Origin of the sequence: Frankia sp. QA3, from assembly GCF_000262465.1 — a bacterium.
Classification (GTDB): domain Bacteria; phylum Actinomycetota; class Actinomycetes; order Frankiales; family Frankiaceae; genus Frankia.
Genome location: NZ_CM001489.1, coordinates 5,710,368 through 5,726,191 on the forward strand (window position 1 = coordinate 5,710,368; position 15,824 = coordinate 5,726,191).

15 protein-coding genes are annotated in these 15,824 nt (G+C 72.7%); 8 read left to right on the forward strand and 7 right to left on the reverse strand.

The window, feature by feature from the left end:
• Position 1 precedes the first annotated feature (1 nt).
• The 6 genes from nifB (at position 2) to FRAQA3DRAFT_RS23455 (ending at position 7,823) form a co-directional block, all read left to right on the forward strand.
• Complete coding sequence (nifB, locus tag FRAQA3DRAFT_RS23430) at positions 2-1,522, forward strand: nitrogenase cofactor biosynthesis protein NifB (protein ID WP_083873778.1); 1,521 nt, start codon at positions 2-4, stop codon at positions 1,520-1,522.
• Entirely contained in the window at positions 1,519-2,139 is a 621-nt protein-coding gene (locus FRAQA3DRAFT_RS23435) for an iron-sulfur cluster assembly accessory protein (protein WP_009741534.1), read from the forward strand. Before nifB ends, FRAQA3DRAFT_RS23435 begins: the two co-directional genes overlap by 4 nt.
• Before the next feature lie 165 nt (positions 2,140-2,304).
• Positions 2,305-3,138, forward strand: a complete 834-nt coding sequence (locus tag FRAQA3DRAFT_RS23440; protein ID WP_009741535.1) for a HesA/MoeB/ThiF family protein — start codon at positions 2,305-2,307, stop codon at positions 3,136-3,138.
• Positions 3,135-4,616, forward strand: coding sequence for a cysteine desulfurase family protein (locus FRAQA3DRAFT_RS23445; RefSeq protein WP_009741536.1), 1,482 nt, complete (start codon positions 3,135-3,137; stop codon positions 4,614-4,616). The genes FRAQA3DRAFT_RS23440 and FRAQA3DRAFT_RS23445 overlap by 4 nt, the downstream gene beginning before the upstream one ends.
• A gap of 82 nt (positions 4,617-4,698) precedes the next feature.
• On the forward strand, positions 4,699-6,744 hold the full coding sequence (locus FRAQA3DRAFT_RS23450) for a 2-oxoacid:acceptor oxidoreductase subunit alpha (RefSeq protein WP_009741537.1): 2,046 nt from the start codon (positions 4,699-4,701) through the stop codon (positions 6,742-6,744).
• Positions 6,741-7,823, forward strand: coding sequence for a 2-oxoacid:ferredoxin oxidoreductase subunit beta (locus tag FRAQA3DRAFT_RS23455; RefSeq protein WP_009741538.1), 1,083 nt, complete (start codon positions 6,741-6,743; stop codon positions 7,821-7,823). Before FRAQA3DRAFT_RS23450 ends, FRAQA3DRAFT_RS23455 begins: the two co-directional genes overlap by 4 nt.
• Before the next feature lie 496 nt (positions 7,824-8,319).
• On the opposite strand, the gene fdxA is transcribed toward FRAQA3DRAFT_RS23455, so the two are convergent.
• The 3 genes from fdxA to FRAQA3DRAFT_RS23470 form a co-directional block, all read right to left on the reverse strand.
• Positions 8,320-8,655: a ferredoxin gene (gene fdxA / locus FRAQA3DRAFT_RS23460; protein WP_009741539.1), complete on the reverse strand. Its 336-nt coding sequence runs from the start codon at positions 8,653-8,655 to the stop codon at positions 8,320-8,322.
• 339 nt (positions 8,656-8,994) lie between these two features.
• Positions 8,995-10,125 (reverse strand): low temperature requirement protein A, encoded by a 1,131-nt coding sequence (locus FRAQA3DRAFT_RS23465; protein ID WP_009741540.1) that lies wholly within the window; start codon positions 10,123-10,125, stop codon positions 8,995-8,997.
• Positions 10,126-10,443: 318 nt separating this feature from the next.
• Positions 10,444-11,301: an SDR family oxidoreductase gene (locus FRAQA3DRAFT_RS23470; RefSeq protein ID WP_009741541.1), complete on the reverse strand. Its 858-nt coding sequence runs from the start codon at positions 11,299-11,301 to the stop codon at positions 10,444-10,446.
• Positions 11,302-11,390: 89 nt separating this feature from the next.
• Between FRAQA3DRAFT_RS23470 and FRAQA3DRAFT_RS23475 the strand changes: the two genes are divergently transcribed.
• Positions 11,391-11,819: a helix-turn-helix domain-containing protein gene (locus tag FRAQA3DRAFT_RS23475; protein ID WP_009741542.1), complete on the forward strand. Its 429-nt coding sequence runs from the start codon at positions 11,391-11,393 to the stop codon at positions 11,817-11,819.
• Here FRAQA3DRAFT_RS23475 and FRAQA3DRAFT_RS37575 read toward each other — a convergent pair.
• The gene (locus FRAQA3DRAFT_RS37575; RefSeq protein ID WP_232291720.1) at positions 11,776-12,723 is read right to left on the reverse strand and encodes a group III truncated hemoglobin; all 948 of its coding nucleotides are present in this window, start codon (positions 12,721-12,723) and stop codon (positions 11,776-11,778) included. The two genes, FRAQA3DRAFT_RS23475 and FRAQA3DRAFT_RS37575, sit on opposite strands and share 44 nt — an antisense overlap.
• Positions 12,724-13,149: 426 nt before the next feature.
• Here FRAQA3DRAFT_RS37575 and FRAQA3DRAFT_RS23485 point away from each other — a divergent pair, with 426 nt between their 5' ends.
• A complete protein-coding gene (locus FRAQA3DRAFT_RS23485) occupies positions 13,150-13,596 on the forward strand; it encodes a response regulator (RefSeq protein WP_009741544.1) in 447 nt (148 codons plus the stop codon).
• Here the strand turns inward: FRAQA3DRAFT_RS23485 and FRAQA3DRAFT_RS23490 are convergent.
• The 3 genes from FRAQA3DRAFT_RS23490 to FRAQA3DRAFT_RS23500 all read right to left on the reverse strand — a co-directional run bounded on the left by FRAQA3DRAFT_RS23490 (position 13,568) and on the right by FRAQA3DRAFT_RS23500 (position 15,764).
• A complete protein-coding gene (locus FRAQA3DRAFT_RS23490) occupies positions 13,568-14,299 on the reverse strand; it encodes a class I SAM-dependent methyltransferase (RefSeq protein WP_009741545.1) in 732 nt (243 codons plus the stop codon). The two genes, FRAQA3DRAFT_RS23485 and FRAQA3DRAFT_RS23490, sit on opposite strands and share 29 nt — an antisense overlap.
• Before the next feature lie 103 nt (positions 14,300-14,402).
• Positions 14,403-14,606, reverse strand: coding sequence for a cold-shock protein (locus tag FRAQA3DRAFT_RS23495; RefSeq protein WP_009741546.1), 204 nt, complete (start codon positions 14,604-14,606; stop codon positions 14,403-14,405).
• 201 nt (positions 14,607-14,807) lie between these two features.
• Positions 14,808-15,764: a LysR family transcriptional regulator gene (locus tag FRAQA3DRAFT_RS23500; protein WP_035923387.1), complete on the reverse strand. Its 957-nt coding sequence runs from the start codon at positions 15,762-15,764 to the stop codon at positions 14,808-14,810.
• Positions 15,765-15,824: the final 60 nt, after the last annotated feature.

Below are 15,824 nucleotides of genomic sequence, written 5' to 3' on the forward strand. Positions count from 1 at the left end.
GATGGTCGGCGCCGCCCCCGCCGGCGGGCTCCCCCGGCGGGGCGATGCCCAGGCGCCCGCTTCGGCCGGCGGCTGCAAGACGACCACGAGCTGCGGCACCAGCGCTCCCGTGCAGGACCCTGAGATCGCCGCCAAGATCGCCAACCACCCGTGCTACAGCGCCGAGGCGCACCAGTACTACGCCCGCATGCACGTCGCGGTCGCGCCTGGCTGCAACATCCAGTGCAACTTCTGCAACCGGAAGTTCGACTGCGCCAACGAGAGCCGGCCGGGCGTCACGAGCACCCTGCTGACTCCCGAGGACGCGCTCGCCAAGGTCAAGCTGGTCGCCAGCGAGATCAAGCAGATGAGCGTGCTGGGGATCGCCGGGCCCGGTGACCCGCTGGCGAACCCGAAGCCGACCTTCCGGACGATGGAGCTGGTGGCCCGGGACTGCCCGGACATCAAGCTGTGCCTGTCGACCAACGGGCTGCGGCTGCCCGAGTTCGTCGACCGGATCGTCGACCTCAACGTCGACCATGTCACGATCACGATCAACATGATCGACCCCGAGGTCGGCGAGCGGATCTACCCGTGGGTCGCCTGGCGGGGCAAGCGGTACACCGGCCGGGAGGCGTCGAAGATCCTCTCCGAGCAGCAGCTCGCGGGGCTCGCGGCGCTGACCGAGCGGAAGATCCTCTGCAAGGTCAACTCGGTGATGATCCCCGGGATCAACGACGAGCACCTCGTCGAAGTCTCCCGGACCGTCAAGGGGCTCGGCGCCTTCCTGCACAACGTGATGCCGCTGGTCTCGGCGCCCGAGCACGGCACCGTCTTCGGCCTGACCGGCCAGCGCGGCCCGACCCCGCAGGAGCTCAAGGCCCTGCAGGACCGGTGCGAGCAGGACGACGGCGCCGAGATGAACATGATGCGCCACTGCCGGCAGTGCCGCGCCGACGCGGTCGGCCTGCTCGGCGAGGACCGCGGCGACGAGTTCACCCCCGAGTCCTTCCAGGGCCGCGAGATCGCCTACGACCTGGCCGGCCGCCAGCAGGCGCACGAGGAGATCGAGCGCTGGCGGACCGAGGTCGCCGCGACCCGGCAGACCCTGAACATCGCCACCGGCGCGCGCACCCCCGACGTGCCGGCGGCCGAGCCCGTCCGGCCGGACGAGGTCGTCCTCGTCGCGGTCGCCACCAAGGGCAGCGGCGTCGTCAACCAGCACTTCGGTCACGCCGGCGAGTTCTGGATCTACGAGGGCGGCCCGGGCTGGGCCCGCCTGGTGCAGACCCGCGACGTCGACCGTTACTGCAACGGCCCGTCGGACTGCGACGAGGACGCCTCCAAGCTCGACCGCACGATCGAGATGCTGTCCGACTGCGCCGCCGTGCTGTGCAGCAAGATCGGCCTCGGCCCGCGTGAGGCGCTCGAGGAAGCCGGCATCGAGCCGGTCGAGATCTACGACCTGATCGACAAGGCGGTGGCCGAAGTCGGCGCCCGCCTCGTCACGGACCGCGCCCCTGCGGAGGTAGGCACCCCATGACCGCGACCGCCACTGTCCTCGAACTGACCGACAAGGCCGTGGCGCAGGTGCGCCACCTGCTCGGCTCGACCCCGGGCACCGAGGGATTCGCCCTGCGCATCGGGGTCGACCCGGGCGGCTGCTCCGGCTACACCTACAAGCTGGCGCTGGTACCCGGCGCGGAGACCGGCGACGTCGTGCTGCCGCAGGACGGCTTCGACGTCGTCGTGCACACGTCGAGCGTCGATCTGCTGCGCGGGATGCGCGTCGACTACACCGAGACGCTGACCTCCTCCGGCTTCACCTTCGCCAACCCGAACGCGAAGAGCTCCTGCGGATGCGGGTCGTCGTTCGGCTCGTCCGACGACCCCGAGCGCACCGCGGCCGACGCGAAGCTGCGCGAGCAGGTCGAGGAGATCATGGAGGAGATCCGCCCGATGCTGCGCGGGGACGGCGGGGACGCCGAGGTCGTCGCCGTCCTCGCCGGGGGCGGGCAGCCCGGCTCCGCCGAGGTGCACCTGCGCCTGACCGGCGCCTGCGGCGGCTGCTCCAGCGCGAACGCGACGCTGACCGGCGTGATCGAGGCCCGGCTCAGGGAGCAGCTGCCGGAGATCGGCCGGGTCGCGCTGGTCGCCTGACCGCCTGACCGCCCCGCCCGTGCGGGGGGAACGGCGGCGGGTGGCCGCGGGTCCGCGGACCTGCCGGCCGCCCGGCGCCGCCCCCTCCCGGCAGGCGACCCGCCTGACCAGTCCGCCTGACCAGTCCGCCTTTCCACCCGTCCTGCCGAATCCGCGGAGAGCTCGATGGTCACTGCCCGGTCTCACTCCCACCCGCGCCTGCGGTCGATGTGCCCCGGCCCGCCCGCGCGGATCCTGCCCGTACAGGCGGCCCCGCCCGGGGCCGAGACTTCCCGGCGCTTCGACCGGCAGTTGACCATCCCCGGCTTCGGGGTCTCGGCCCAGCGGCGGCTGAGCCAGGCCACGGTCCTGGTGGCCGGCGTCGGCGGTGTCGGCGGGGCGGCCGCGACCTACCTGGCCGCCGCCGGGGTCGGGCGCCTCATCCTGATCCATCCGGGCGACCTGGAGGAGCCCGACCTCAACCGGCAGACGCTCATGCGGCCGGAGCGGGTCGGCGAGCCCCGGGTCTTCTGCGCGGCGGACACCCTGCGCGCCCACCACCCGGGCGTCGAGATCGTCGCGGTGGACCGCGACCTCGCGGACCCGGCCGTACCCGGCCTGATCGCCGAGGCGGACGTCGTCGTCGACGCCCGGCACAACTTCCCCGAGCGGTACCTGATCAACCGGCTGTGTGTGCGGGCGAGGGTGCCGCTGGTCGTCGCCGCGATGAACGCCACCGAGGCGTACCTGATGGTGGTCCGGCCGGGGGAGCCGTGCCTGCGCTGCGTGTTCGGCGAGGGCGACCCGGCCTGGGAGCCGCTCGGCTTCCCGGTGCTCGGCGCCGTCGCGGGCACGGTGGGCTGCCTGGCCGCGACGGAGGCGCTCAAGGTCGCCGGCGGTTTCGCCGAGCCGGCCGTCGGCCGCCTCATCCACCTCGACCTGTGGGACGTCGACCTGCGCACCCCGCGGACCCGGCGCGACCCGGCCTGCCCGGACTGCGGCCCGGGGGGCACGCCGTGATCTACCTCGACCACAATGCGACGACGCCGGTCGACCCCGAGGTCCTCAACGCCATGCTGCCGCTGCTGCGGGAGCACTTCGCCAACCCGGCGAGCCCGCACCCGGCCGGTCAGGCCGTCGCCCGGCTCGTCGATCGGGCCCGTCGCGACGTCGCCATCCTGGCCGGCGCGCGCCCGCGCGACGTGGTGTTCACCAGCGGTGCGACCGAGGCGGCCAACCTGGCGATCGCCGGGGTGCTCGCCACCGCGCCCCCGACGCGGCGGCGCGTCCTGGTCGGGGCCACCGAGCATCCGGCGGTCCTCGCCGCGGCGCACGCCGCCGCCGAGCTGCACGGGGGCAGCGTGCAGACCGTCCGGGTGCATCCGAGCGGTGCCATCGACCTGGCCCACCTGCGCGCGCTGCTGCACCCCATGCCGCCGTCCGCCGCGGTGCCGTCACCCATTGCCGGGCCGGCCGCGGATCCCGGGGGCTCAGGGGGCTCCCGGGGCCGCGGCGAGGCCGATTCGGGTCCTGCCGGCGATTCGGGTCCTGCCGGCGAGGGCGCCAAGGTCGCCCTGGTCGCGGTCATGGCGGCCAACAACGAGACGGGGACGCTCAACGACCCGCGGCCGGTCGCCGCCCTCGCCCACGAGGCCGGAGCCCTGTTCCTGTGCGACGTCACCCAGGCATTCGGCCGCATCCCGGTCTCGGTCACCGAGTCGGGCATCGACCTTGCCGTCGCGTCCGCACACAAGATCTACGGCCCGAAGGGCACCGGCGCGCTGATCGCCGGCCGGTCGGTGCGGGCGCGCCTCACGCCGCTGATCCACGGCGGCGGGCAGGAACGCGGCCTGCGCGCGGGCACCCTCAACACCCCGGGCATCGTCGGCTTCGGCGCCGCGGCGCGCATCGCCGCCGCGATGATGGACGACGAGGCCACCCGGCACCGGGCCCAGACGGAGCTGCTGTTCGACCTGCTCGTCGGCTGGCTCGGCGCGGGAGCCCTGGAGGTCAACGGGCCGGTCGAGGACGGCACCGGCCGGCCCGGCCCGGTGCGGCTGCCGAACACGCTGAACCTGCGTTTCGTCGACGCCGACGCCGACGCGGTCCAGTCCTGCCTGCCGGACGTGGCGGTGTCCGCGGGCTCCGCCTGCCACGGCACCGGGAACGAACCGTCCCCGGTGCTGCTGGCGATGGGCCGTTCGGCGACCGCCGCCCGGGAGAGCCTGCGGTTCAGCGTCGGCCGGTTCACCACCGTCGACCAGATCCACGCCGCCGCCGCGACGGTGGCCCGCGCCGTGCTGCGCGTGCAGTCCCTGCGGGCCGTCGGGTCCGGCGAGGTCCCCCAGCCCGCCGAGCCCGGGGAGCCCGAGCGGCGGTCGGCCGCGAGCGACCGGCCCGCCGCGAGCGACCGGCCCGCCGCCGGCTGGGCCGACGAGGTCACCCCCACCCAGGGGCAGACCCCGGAGCTGCCCGTTCCCCGATCTGCCCTGCCCTGATGACCGGCCCGCGCTGCCAGTCTCGCCACGCGTGGTCCTGGCACTTCCGGCGCGGGATCGCGACGTTGAGATGAGGTCCCTCATGCCCACCGAGCAGTTGTCCGAACGGCCCGAAGGGGCCAGACGGCTGGAGAACGTGGTCATCCGCTTCGCCGGCGACTCCGGCGACGGGATGCAGCTCACCGGTGACCGGTTCGGCGCCCAGGCGGCCGCGATCGGCAACGACGTGGCGACGCTGCCGAACTACCCGGCGGAGATCCGCGCCCCAGCGGGCACCGTGGCCGGTGTGTCGAGCTACCAGCTCCACATCGCCGACCACGACATCCGGACCCCCGGTGACCAGCCTGACGTCCTCGTCGCCATGAACCCCGCGGCGCTGAAGGCCAACGTCGCCGAGTTGCGCCCCGGCGGCGTCATCATCCTGGACACCGACGCGTTCACGGTGCTGGGCCTGGAGAAGGCCGGCTACGACGTCGACCCGCTGACCGACGGCTCGCTGGACGCCTTCCAGGTGCACGCCGTCAACCTGACCGGGTTCGCCGCGGCCGCCGTCGCCGATCACAACCTCAAGCGCAAGGACGCCGCGCGGACGAAGAACATGTTCGCCCTCGGCCTGGTGTCCTGGATGTTCAGCCAGCCCATCGAGGACACGATCGCCTACCTGCAGAAGCGCTTCGCCTCGAAGCCCGACGTGCAGGCCGCGAACGTCTCCGCGCTGCGCGCCGGCTGGATCTACGGCGAGTCGACCGAGGCCTTCGCGAACGTCTACGAGGTGAAGCCGGCCCCGCTCCCGGCTGGCACCTACCGGCACATGAAGGGCAACAAGGCCGTCGCGTACGGTCTGGTGGCCGCGGCGCACCAGGCCGGGATGCCGCTGTTCCTCGGCGCCTACCCGATCACCCCGGCGTCGGAGATCCTGCACGAGCTGTCCGCGCTGGCGTCCAACGACGTGCGGTCCTTCCAGGCCGAGGACGAGATCGCGGCCATCGGCGCGGCGATCGGCGGGTCCTTCGCCGGCATGCTCGGGGTGACCGTCACCTCGGGTCCCGGGATGGCGCTCAAGGCCGAGGCGCTCGGGCTTGCGGTGATCATGGAGCTGCCGCTCGTCATCGTCAACGTGCAGCGCGGTGGGCCGTCCACCGGCCTGCCGACCAAGACCGAGCAGTCCGACCTGCTGCAGGCGCTCTACGGCCGGCACGGCGAGGCGCCTTTGCCGGTGATCGCCGTGCGCTCGGCGGCGGACGGCTTCGACGCCGCGATGGAGGCCGCGCGGATCGCGCTGGCCTACCGCACGCCGGTCATCCTGCTCTCCGACGCCTACATCGCCAACGGCAGCGAGCCCTGGCGGGTCCCCGAGGTCGAGGAGCTGCCGTTCATCGGGATCGACCTGGCCACCGAGCCGAACGCGGTCGACGCCGAGGGCAACCCGGTCTTCCTGCCGTACGCGCGTGACCCGGTCACCCTCGCCCGGCCGCTGGCGATCCCGGGCACCCCGGGGCTGACCCACCGGATCGGTGGTCTGGAGAAGGCCGACCTCACCGGCGCGGTGTCCTACGACCCGGACAACCACGACCTCATGATCCGGACCCGGCAGTCGAAGATCGACAACATCGACGTGCCGCCGCTGGAGGTCGACGACCCGAGCGGTCCGCCCGGATCCGGCGCGGACGTGCTCGTGATCGGCTGGGGCTCGACCTGGGGCCCGATCGGCGAGGCCTGCCGGGAGGTGCGCGCGCAGGGCATGAAGGTCGCCCAGGCGCACCTGCGCCACATCGCGCCGCTGCCGGCGAACGTCGCCTCGGTGCTCTCCGAGTACCACACCGTGCTCGTGCCCGAGATGAACCTCGGGCAGCTCGCCGGCCACCTGCGCCGCGAGACCCTGATCGACACCGTCGGTTACAACCAGACTCGCGGGATGCCGTTCCGGACGGCGGAGCTCGCCTCCGTCATCACCCGGGTGATCCAGGGAATCGACTCCGACACCGCGCCGGACGCGGGCACGAAGCCGGTCGGTGACGTCGGCGCGCGCCTCGCGGCCAGGTCGGATTCCGCGTCGGCGAAGCCCGCGGCCCACACCGGCACCCCCACTGGTACCCAGCACGACGCGACCCGGGAGGCGGGACGATGAGCACGGTCAACGGAAAGGCCGAGGAGCCGGCCGGCACGAGCGGCCGGCGGGCGCCCACGGTGGCGGACTTCACCACCGGCCAGGAGGTGCGCTGGTGCCCCGGCTGCGGGGACCACGCGATCCTGTCGACGATGCGCGGGCTGCTGCCGGCCCTCGGCGTCCCCCCCGAGAACACCGTGGTGGTGTCGGGCATCGGCTGCTCCTCGCGGCTGCCCTACTACCTCGACACCTACGGGATCCACTCCATCCACGGGCGGGCGCCGTCGTTCGCGACCGGCATCTCGATCAACCGGCCGGACCTGTCGGTCTGGGTCGTCACCGGTGACGGCGACGCGCTGGCCATCGGCGGCAACCACCTGATCCACGCGCTGCGGCGCAACGTGAACCTCAAGATCCTGCTGCTCAACAACGAGATCTACGGCCTCACCAAGGGGCAGGCCTCGCCGACGTCCAAGGTCGGCACGGTCGGCCCGTCGAGCCCGTTCGGCTCGCTCGACAACCCGTTCAACCCGGTCGCGCTCGCGCTCGGCGCCGGGGCGACGTTCGTGGCCCGCACTATCGACTCCGACCGCCGCCACCTCACGGCGACGCTGACCGCCGCCGCGGCGCACAAGGGCGCGGCGCTGGTGGAGATCCGGCAGGGCTGCCCCACGTTCAGCGCGATCCCCCGCCAGCCCAACCGCGCCGCCAGCCAGGAGAGTCCCGCCGAGCCGGACAACCCCGCGGCGCCCGAGCACGGCCCGATCCGGCTCTCGCCCGGCCTGCCGATCGTCTTCGGCGCCAACGAGCAGTGGGGCGTGATCCGCGACCCGAGCACCGGCGAGCTGGGTATCGGGCACGGCGGCGACTCCCGCGTCGTCGTCCACGACCCGGGCACCCAGAACTCCACCTACGCCTACGGGCTGGCCCGCCTGGCGGAGACGTCGCTCGCCGAGCCGCCGATCGGGGTGTACCGGTCAGTCTCCCAGCCGAGCTTCGACCAGCTCTTCCAGGATCGGCTGGCGACGGCTCGCCCCGACGGCCGTGGTGACCTGCGGACGCTGCTCACGGGCACCGACTCCTGGGTGGTCGCCGGCTAGCCACTAGATCGCCGGCCAGGGAGCTGCGCCCCTGGCCGGGGCGGACGGGCGGCCGGGCGGACCGCCCGTCCCGCGATGCGAGGGGATCAGGCCGACTCCGGTCGGCCTGATCCCCTCTGGTGCGTCCGGGCCCGATGGTGGCCTGGCCGGAGCAGCTGCCTCGGAATGCCGTGTGGGAATACCGCGTCGGATGGCCCCCCTGGGGGACCGGCGTGGGCGGACCAGCCTGGGAGGACTGGAGTGGGAAAGACCGGAATTCGCGCCGCGTCGCCGTCGCCCGCACGGTTGAGGCGGCTCACGACGGCGTTTCATGGCGGCGTTTCATGGCGGCGTTGCATGGCAATGCCGCCAGCCGGCCGCTTTGTCGCGGCCGGCTGGCGGCATGGTGTGACGTTGAAAGGCCGGTGCCCGGACGGGGGTGGTCCTGAGCACCGGCCGTGGCCGGCGGTCCCGCTGACGCCGTGGCCGCGTCAGCCTTCGCCGGCGGCTTGTGCCGTCAGCGTCCGTACCCCGCGACGAAGGGGGTGTCGACCCTGATCGGGCCGACCCTGCCCGCGCCGCCCGGATCGCCGACGGGTGCATCCCGCCCAGGCAGGATGGTGTGGAAGAAGCGGGCCTCGTCCACGATGAACTCGGCTTCCGTCCGCGGTACCAGTTTGACGCTCATGATCGCGTCGACCGGGCAGGCCGACTCGCACGCCCCGCAGTCGATGCACTCGTTCGGATTGATGTACAGCTTCCGCGCGCCCTCGTAGATGCAGTCGACGGGACACTCGCCCAGGCAGGCGGTGTCCTTTACATCAATGCAGGCGGACGTGACGACAAACGTCATGAGTGCCTTCTTTACCGGTCGCCGGGACGGGTCGAGTGTTGAAGGCGGGCCGGGCCCGCGGTGACCCGCGGATCGATGGTGGGCTCCGTCGTCGACCACGGAAACCTGCCACCGGAACCGGCCCGATTCTACGGTTCGGCCGTACTTGCGGCTTCCAGGAAAGCGTAACAGGAGACCGGGCCGGATGGGGAGGTCGGCTGTAAAGGGAGCGTAAACAAGTCGACCCGTAGTCGGTGGTTTTCGATAGGGCGATCCCACCGCCCGGGAAAAACCCAGGGATAAGTTCAAGGATAAGTTTTTCCTGGCGGCCGGTGCGCGGGAGGCGACCCGCGCCGCCCCTCACCGCGCCGAGCGGGTCCCGCCAGCCACCTCCGTGGCGACGATCAGGCCCGTCAGCACGAGCCCGGTGGCCAGGACCGGCTCCGGGCTGAACGTCACCGCGAGCACGGCGGCGGCGGCGAGCACCACCAGCGCCGTCTGGACCCGGCCGGCGTGATGGGGGCGCAGGTGCAGCAGCGCGACGGTGACCAGGAAGACGGCCACCGGCACGGTCACCGCGGCGCTCGCGGCGAACCTGTCGATCTCGCCGTGGTGGGTGACGTGGTCGGTGTTCGCCGCGAGGCCGGCGCCGACGGCCGCCGCGGCGGCGAAGATGAAGAAGTGGCCGTACCCCCACACGAAGCTCACCCGGTTCGCCACGAGGAACCGGTGCGCGGACCGGGCGAAGTACAGCCACCACATCGCGAAGACGGTCAGCAGCCCGCCGGCCGCCACCCCGAACAGCGCGGCGCCGGCCTGGTCGGCGTCGACGGCGGACTGCACCGCGACCGTCGCCGAGAGGACGGACTCGCCCAGGACGATGATCGTGAACAGGCCGTACCGTTCCGCGATGTGGTGGGGATGCCACGGGGTCCGCCCGGCCCGCTCGGCCACGATCGGCACCGCCAGCTCCGCGAGGACCATCACGACGAACCCCAGCAGGCGCCAGCCGTCCGGGACCGCCAGCAGCGCCGCCCAGCCGATCATGCAGACCGACACCCCCAGGGCGTAGCCGTGCGCGGTGCGCGCGCCGGCCGCGTCCGCGCCGCGGGCCGCCCGCAGCCACTGGGCCACCAGCCCGCAGCGCATCACCGCGTAGCCCAGGGTCACCACCGCGAAGTCGTCGTCGAAGGCGCGCGGCACGCCGGCGGCGAGGATGAGCACCCCGGCGATCTGGACGAAGGCCGCGGCCCGGTACGGCACATCGTCGACGTCGTAGGCGGAGGCGAACCAGGTGAAGTTCATCCACGCCCACCAGACGGCGAAGAAGACGGTGAGGTAGGCCACGGCACCGCTGCCCATGTGCCCCTCACCGAGGGCGTGGTGCAGCTTCGTGGACGACTGCGCGACCGCGACCACGAAGCACAGGTCGAACAGCAGCTCCAGCGGTGTCGCCACGCGGTGCGGCTCGTCGACGGACCGTGGGCGCATCGGCCGGTGCCAGGGACGGCGGTCCGCCGGTGGCGGTGGCGGCGGCGTCGAGGAGTCCGACAGCTCCGGGGGCGTCATAGCCGGCAAGGTACCGGCCGGCGCCGGTTTGCCGCACGGCAGGCAAACCGGCAGGTGACCGGCCTGACAGCCGGTCGCCCCGGGCGGCTGCGGTCCCGCCGGCCCCCGCTGGTCCCGCCGGCCCCCGCTGGTCCCGCCGGCCCCCGCTGGGCTCCCTGCTTATCCAGAGGGTTCTGCGCCCGATTCATCCCTCTGGATAAGCAGTTGGACACCCCGACGCGACGGCCGGGTGCGGCGGAGTCAGACCTTGGCGGCGCGCACGGCGTCGGCCAGGCTGGTGGTCGGCCGGCCGAGCAGCCGCTGCAGGTCGTCCGCGTCGACGTCGAGCGCGCCGCCGCGGATCGACCCGTCGATGCCGGCGAACAGGGTCGCGATCGTCTCGTCGAGACCGGCCTGGCCCAGCGCGGCGGCGAGCTCCTCCACCGTGACGTCGCGGTAGGTCACGGTGATGCCGGTGACCTCGGTGATCGTCGCGGCGAGCTCGGCGAGGGTGAACGGGGAGCCGCCGAACTCGTAGATCGCGTTGTCGTGCCCCGAGCTCGTCAGGACCTTCGCGATGCCCGCGGCGAAGTCGGCCCGGGAGGCCCCCCTGATCCGACCGTCGCCCGCGGCACCGAGGATGAACCCCTGGGCCAGGTACTGACCCAACTGGGCGGTGTAGTTCTCGAAGTACCAGTTGATGCGCAGCACCGTGAACGGCACGCCCGCGGCGGCGAGCACCTCCTCGGTGGCCTTGTGCTCGGCGGCGAGGGACAGATCGGTGACGTCGGCCCGCGGAGCACTGGTGTAGACGATCCGCCCGACGCCGGCCGCCTTCGCCGCCTCGATCACGGCGGTGTGCTGGGCGAGGCGCTGGCCGAGCTCGCTGCCCGAGACGAGCAGCAGGGTGTCGACCCCCGCCAGGGCGGCGGGCAGGCTCGCCGGGTCCGAGTAGTCGCCCGCCCGGACCTGCACCCCGCGCTCGGCGAGATCAGCGGCGCGGGCGGGCGTCCGCGCCACAGCGATGATCGTCGACGGCTCGAGGCCGGCCTGGAGGAGCTCCTCGACGACGAGCCGGCCGAGGTGTCCCGTCGAACCGGTGACGGCGATGGTGGCCATGGATGTTCTCCCTGTCGGTTGCAGTTTCCTTTGGTAAGTACTAACTATCAGATAGCGGTCGTCCTAGGTGGGATCGTAGGCTTGTGACCATGTCTTCCGATCGTGATATGGCGGTGGGCGAGCCGTGTCCTGGGGAGATCGGACCCAGCGACGAGCTGATCAGCGATGTCTTCGCCCGGGGTTGCAGCTCACGGGCGGCGCTGGAGGACGTGGGGTCCAAGTGGGGCATGCTCGCAATGCTCGCGCTGGGCGAGGGCAGCTACCGGTTCAATGCGCTACGCCGCCGCGTCGAGGGCGTCAGCGAGAAGATGCTCTCCCGGACGCTGCAGGTCCTGGAGCGCGACGGCCTGGTGATCCGCGAGGTGGTCAGCACGATCCCGGCGCGGGTCGAGTACTCGCTGACCCCGCTGGGCGGCCGGGTCGCGGGGCAGCTGCGTGCCCTCGCAGACCTGTTCGAGGTGTCGGCGGTCGAGATCAGCCGGGCTCGGACGGCCTATGACGCCGACCGGAGGCCGTGACGGCGCGGGGGCCGGCGGGAGTGGTTGCCCCGGGCGCCGTCGGGACGCCGGCGAGGCGGCGGCTCATCGATCCGGCGATCCGGCGGGCCTGGAGCTTGGCGCGGTCCGCGTGCGGGCCGCTGTGCAGGTCGTCGACGGTCGCCGTCCACAGCTCCAGCCAGCGGGCGAACAGCTCGGGCGTGAGCGGGACGCGGACGTGCAGCTCGGCGTGCACCCCGAAGGCGTTGCGCCGGTAGGTGCCGGCTCGGAAGATCACCGCCTGCCAGAAGTCGCAGATCACCGGGAGGTGCGCGGGCAGGTCGAGCCGCGCGACGTCGACGAAGATGGGGCCGAGCCGCGGATCGGCGAACGCCCGCCGGTAGAACTCCGTCACGAGCGCCGCGATGTCCGGGCGCTCACTGATGTCCGGGCGCTCACTGATGTCCGGGCGCTCACTGATGTCCGGGCGCTCACTGATGTCCCGGCGCTCACTGATGTCCGGCGGACCGCCGGTATCCGGCGGACCGCCGGTGTCCGGGCGCTGACTGACGTCCGGGTGACCGGCGGCGTCCGGGGAGTCGGTGCCGGTGGGGCTGCCGATGGCGGAGCCGGCCGTGGCGTCCGTGCTGGCCTCCAGGGGCTGCGAGCCGTCCGCGGGACCGCCGGCGCCCGAGCGGGGCCGCGCCGGGTCACAGGTCGGTGTTGCCGTGCCGGTCCCGGTCCGGATCGCTGGGAGCTCCGGATCGCTGGGAGCGGGGTGTGACCGCGTAGCCGAGGCTACGTCCCCCGGGCCGCGAACGCCCGGGGGCCGTGGAACGTCGCCGGGCCGCCGGTCATGAACATCGTCACACCGATGGCCTCGGCCGCCTGTGCGCAGCTCGCGGGAAGGCGAGCGGATCGCGTCCGGCACCGGCCCGGGACTCATGGCGACAACCCTTCCCGGCGCGCGCCGCCCAAACCGCCACCCGGGTGCGCCGACGCCACGGGGGCGATCGGGCCGGTTGCCCGGGTTGCGGCGTCCCGACCGCCAGCCGACCTGCGCCAGTGCGCGAGCGGTGATGGTCCCATCACCGGTGTGGGGGGCGACAGGTCACGCCAATTGGCGTACCGTCAGACAATCCACAATTCGGGGACCATATTCGGGCTTCCGGTCGGCGGCGTTACCCGGATTGATCTCGATGATGTCGCCGGCCAGCGTCTCAGCTCGCGGTGCGCGTATCGACCGCTGCTTCACCCCTGCCCGCGATCGTCCCGTCCGCCGGCTGCCCGATCCTTCGCCGCCGGCCGCCGCCCCCCGCTTTCTCAACCGGCCGACCGCGTTTCAGGCCGGCCACACATCCCGAGGTGCCAGATGACGACGAGTCTGCCCGCCAACTCGTTCGAGGTTCTGCTGGTCGAGGACGACCCGGGGGACGTCCTCATGACCCGCGAGGCGTTCGCCGATGATCGGATCAACGGCCGGCTGCATGTCGTGAACGACGGCATCGAGGCCATGGCCTTCCTCCGGCGCGAGGAGCCGTTCACCGACGCTCCCACCGCCGACCTGGTCCTGCTCGACCTCAACCTGCCCCGCCGCAACGGCATCGAGGTGCTGGCGGAGATCAAGGACGACGCGGAGCTGCGCCGCATCCCCGTCGTGGTGCTCACGACCTCGGACGCGTCCGAGGACATTCTGCGCAGCTACAACCTGTACGCCAACGCCTACGTGACGAAGGCGGTCGACTTCGACCGGTTCGTCGACGACGTGCGTTTTATCGACGACTTCTTCATCACGGTCGTCCGCCTGCCGCGCCGCTGAGCGCTGATTCCCGGCGCCACACCAGGGCGAGGGCGAACGGGTGCCCGCGGAAACGTCCCCATTTCGGCTTCGCGGCGAGCCAGGAATCGTCGACGACGTTCTCCTGCATCTCCGCCAGTGCCCAACCCGTGCTCAGCCCCGCCGCGACCTGGTCGCTGACCAGGTGGACGTGGGTGGTGATCGCACGCTGCGTGCCGGTGCCGTCGGTGTAGTGGGTCGGCATGCCGGAAGTCATGATGAAGTGCGGGTGGAAGCCGACGAGGACGAACAGGCCACCGGGCCGGGTCAGCCGGGCCGCCTCGGCGTAGAGCGGGGCGAGTCCGGGCAGGTGCTCGTCCATCAGACACGCCACGACAAGGTCGTAGCCCGCTGAGGGCAGGCCGGTGTCCGTCGCGTCCGCCTCGACGAGGCGATCGTGGGCGCCGCGTTCCCGGGCCAGCGCCAGCATCGCCGGCGTCAGGTCCACCCCGTCGACGGCCGCGACCCCACGGGTACGCAGCCAGGCGCCGGTGCGGCCGGTGCCGCAGCCCAGGTCCGCCGCCCGCGTGACCTGTGCCCACGCCGGCTGCCGAAGCCGGTCGAGCAGCGCGAGGTCCATGAAGTCCTCGACCGTCCGCTCGTAGCTGGCCGACCACTGCTCGTAACCGGTCCGGACGTCCACGGTCGGGTACCCGCGCAGGTCGAACTGCGAGAAGGAGGGCATCGGCGAAGTATCATCGCCTGCCACCCGGCCTTCAACGCAAATTCGGCGCGTGGCTCCTGGGAGGGAGCCACGCGCCGAACGCAAAGCTGGGGGTGGTGCGACCTTAGGCGGGAGTCACGTTGTCCGCCTGCGGTCCCTTCTGGCCCTGCACGATCTCGAACTGGACGCTCTGGCCCTCATCCAGGGACTTGTAGCCGTCCGCCACGATCGAGGAGTAGTGGACGAACACGTCCGGGCCGCCACCGTCGACGGAGATGAATCCGAAGCCCTTCTCCGCGTTGAACCACTTGACGGTACCCTGCGCCACGATACTTTCTCCTTGCCGCGCTCCCGGTGCGCGTCCTTCGCGTACCGGCCTCGCACCAGACCCCGACCGGTGCCGTGGTCTGGTCGTGCCGTTCTCTGCGTAGGTCACGCACCGAGAAACAAGCAACACCTCCAGCCTACCCCCAGGCTGGCCCGGTGCGCTGGACCAGCGGTGGACTCAGTCTTGGTCCGGGCCCGTCCTTCACCCGCCGAGCGCCTGCGCCACCGCCAGTGCTGCCGGACCCGGCTGGCCGGCCCAGAGCAGCTCGGTGCGGAACTCCAGGGCGGGCCCGAGCAGCGGCACGCCGACCGGGTCCACCCGGACGGTACCCGAGCCGTCGCCGTCGCTGGCGCTGGCGCCGTGCCGGTCGTCGACGCCGGCCTGACCCGGGAGCCTGCCGGGGGCGAGCAGGCGGCGGGGAAGCACTCCGAGGCCGTGACCGGCGGCGATCAGCGCCAGCAGGCCCCCGACGTCTGCGCCGTCGTAGCGCAGCTGCGCCCGGAACCGCAGCTCTCCGGTCACGACGCGAAGATCGGCCACCCCACTCGCCACCTCGGGTGCGTCGATCCACCGGGCGTCGACGAGGTCCGCCAGCCGCAGCCCGGTGCGCCGGGCGAGCGGGTGCCCGTCGGGGAGGATCACGACGACCGGATCCGCGGCGACCCCGACCGCCCGAATGGGCCCCACATCGGGTAGCCGCAACGGGTCGCTGGAGGCGGCCAGCCCGGCGGCGAGGCCGAGATCGAACTCGCCCCGGGCCACGCCGTCCGCCACCGCCGCGGTGCCGGCGACGACGACGCGGACGTCCAGCCGGGGCCGGCCGGCCAGGACGTCCGCGAGGACCCGCGCGAGCCGGTCGGCGGCCAGCGGGTGGGTGGCGACCGTCAGCCGCTCGCTCGGCGCGCCGGCGGCCCGTACTACGTCGGTGCGCGCGGCGGCCAGGCGCAGCAGTAACGGGCCGGCGTGCTCCAGCAGGCGGGCACCGGCCTCGGTGACGGTGACTGGGCGGCGGTGCAGCAGCGCGACGCCGAGATCCGCCTCCAGCGCCGCGATCTGCTGCGAGACGGCGGACTGGGTGTAACCCAGCTCACGGGCGGCAGCCGAGAACGACCCCGCCGTCGCAACGCTGACGAAGGTGCGCAACTGCTGGGGATCCATGCCCATCAGTTTTGCTTATGCAAAGTGCGCAGAGAATCGTTGGACCTGAACTGCGTGCCC

Coding starts and splice junctions, on each gene's coding strand:
- FRAQA3DRAFT_RS23470 (WP_009741541.1), bottom strand. CDS start 11,301: ATGGCCACCATCGCCGTCACCGGTTCGACGGGACACCTCGGCCGGCTC.
- FRAQA3DRAFT_RS23435 (WP_009741534.1), top strand. CDS start 1,519: ATGACCGCGACCGCCACTGTCCTCGAACTGACCGACAAGGCCGTGGCG.
- nifB (WP_083873778.1), top strand. CDS start 2: ATGGTCGGCGCCGCCCCCGCCGGCGGGCTCCCCCGGCGGGGCGATGCC.
- FRAQA3DRAFT_RS23455 (WP_009741538.1), top strand. CDS start 6,741: ATGAGCACGGTCAACGGAAAGGCCGAGGAGCCGGCCGGCACGAGCGGC.
- FRAQA3DRAFT_RS23485 (WP_009741544.1), top strand. CDS start 13,150: ATGACGACGAGTCTGCCCGCCAACTCGTTCGAGGTTCTGCTGGTCGAG.
- FRAQA3DRAFT_RS23440 (WP_009741535.1), top strand. CDS start 2,305: ATGGTCACTGCCCGGTCTCACTCCCACCCGCGCCTGCGGTCGATGTGC.
- FRAQA3DRAFT_RS23500 (WP_035923387.1), bottom strand. CDS start 15,764: ATGGATCCCCAGCAGTTGCGCACCTTCGTCAGCGTTGCGACGGCGGGG.
- FRAQA3DRAFT_RS23475 (WP_009741542.1), top strand. CDS start 11,391: ATGTCTTCCGATCGTGATATGGCGGTGGGCGAGCCGTGTCCTGGGGAG.
- FRAQA3DRAFT_RS23450 (WP_009741537.1), top strand. CDS start 4,699: ATGCCCACCGAGCAGTTGTCCGAACGGCCCGAAGGGGCCAGACGGCTG.
- FRAQA3DRAFT_RS23490 (WP_009741545.1), bottom strand. CDS start 14,299: ATGCCCTCCTTCTCGCAGTTCGACCTGCGCGGGTACCCGACCGTGGAC.
- FRAQA3DRAFT_RS37575 (WP_232291720.1), bottom strand. CDS start 12,723: ATGAGTCCCGGGCCGGTGCCGGACGCGATCCGCTCGCCTTCCCGCGAG.
- fdxA (WP_009741539.1), bottom strand. CDS start 8,655: ATGACGTTTGTCGTCACGTCCGCCTGCATTGATGTAAAGGACACCGCC.
- FRAQA3DRAFT_RS23465 (WP_009741540.1), bottom strand. CDS start 10,125: ATGCGCCCACGGTCCGTCGACGAGCCGCACCGCGTGGCGACACCGCTG.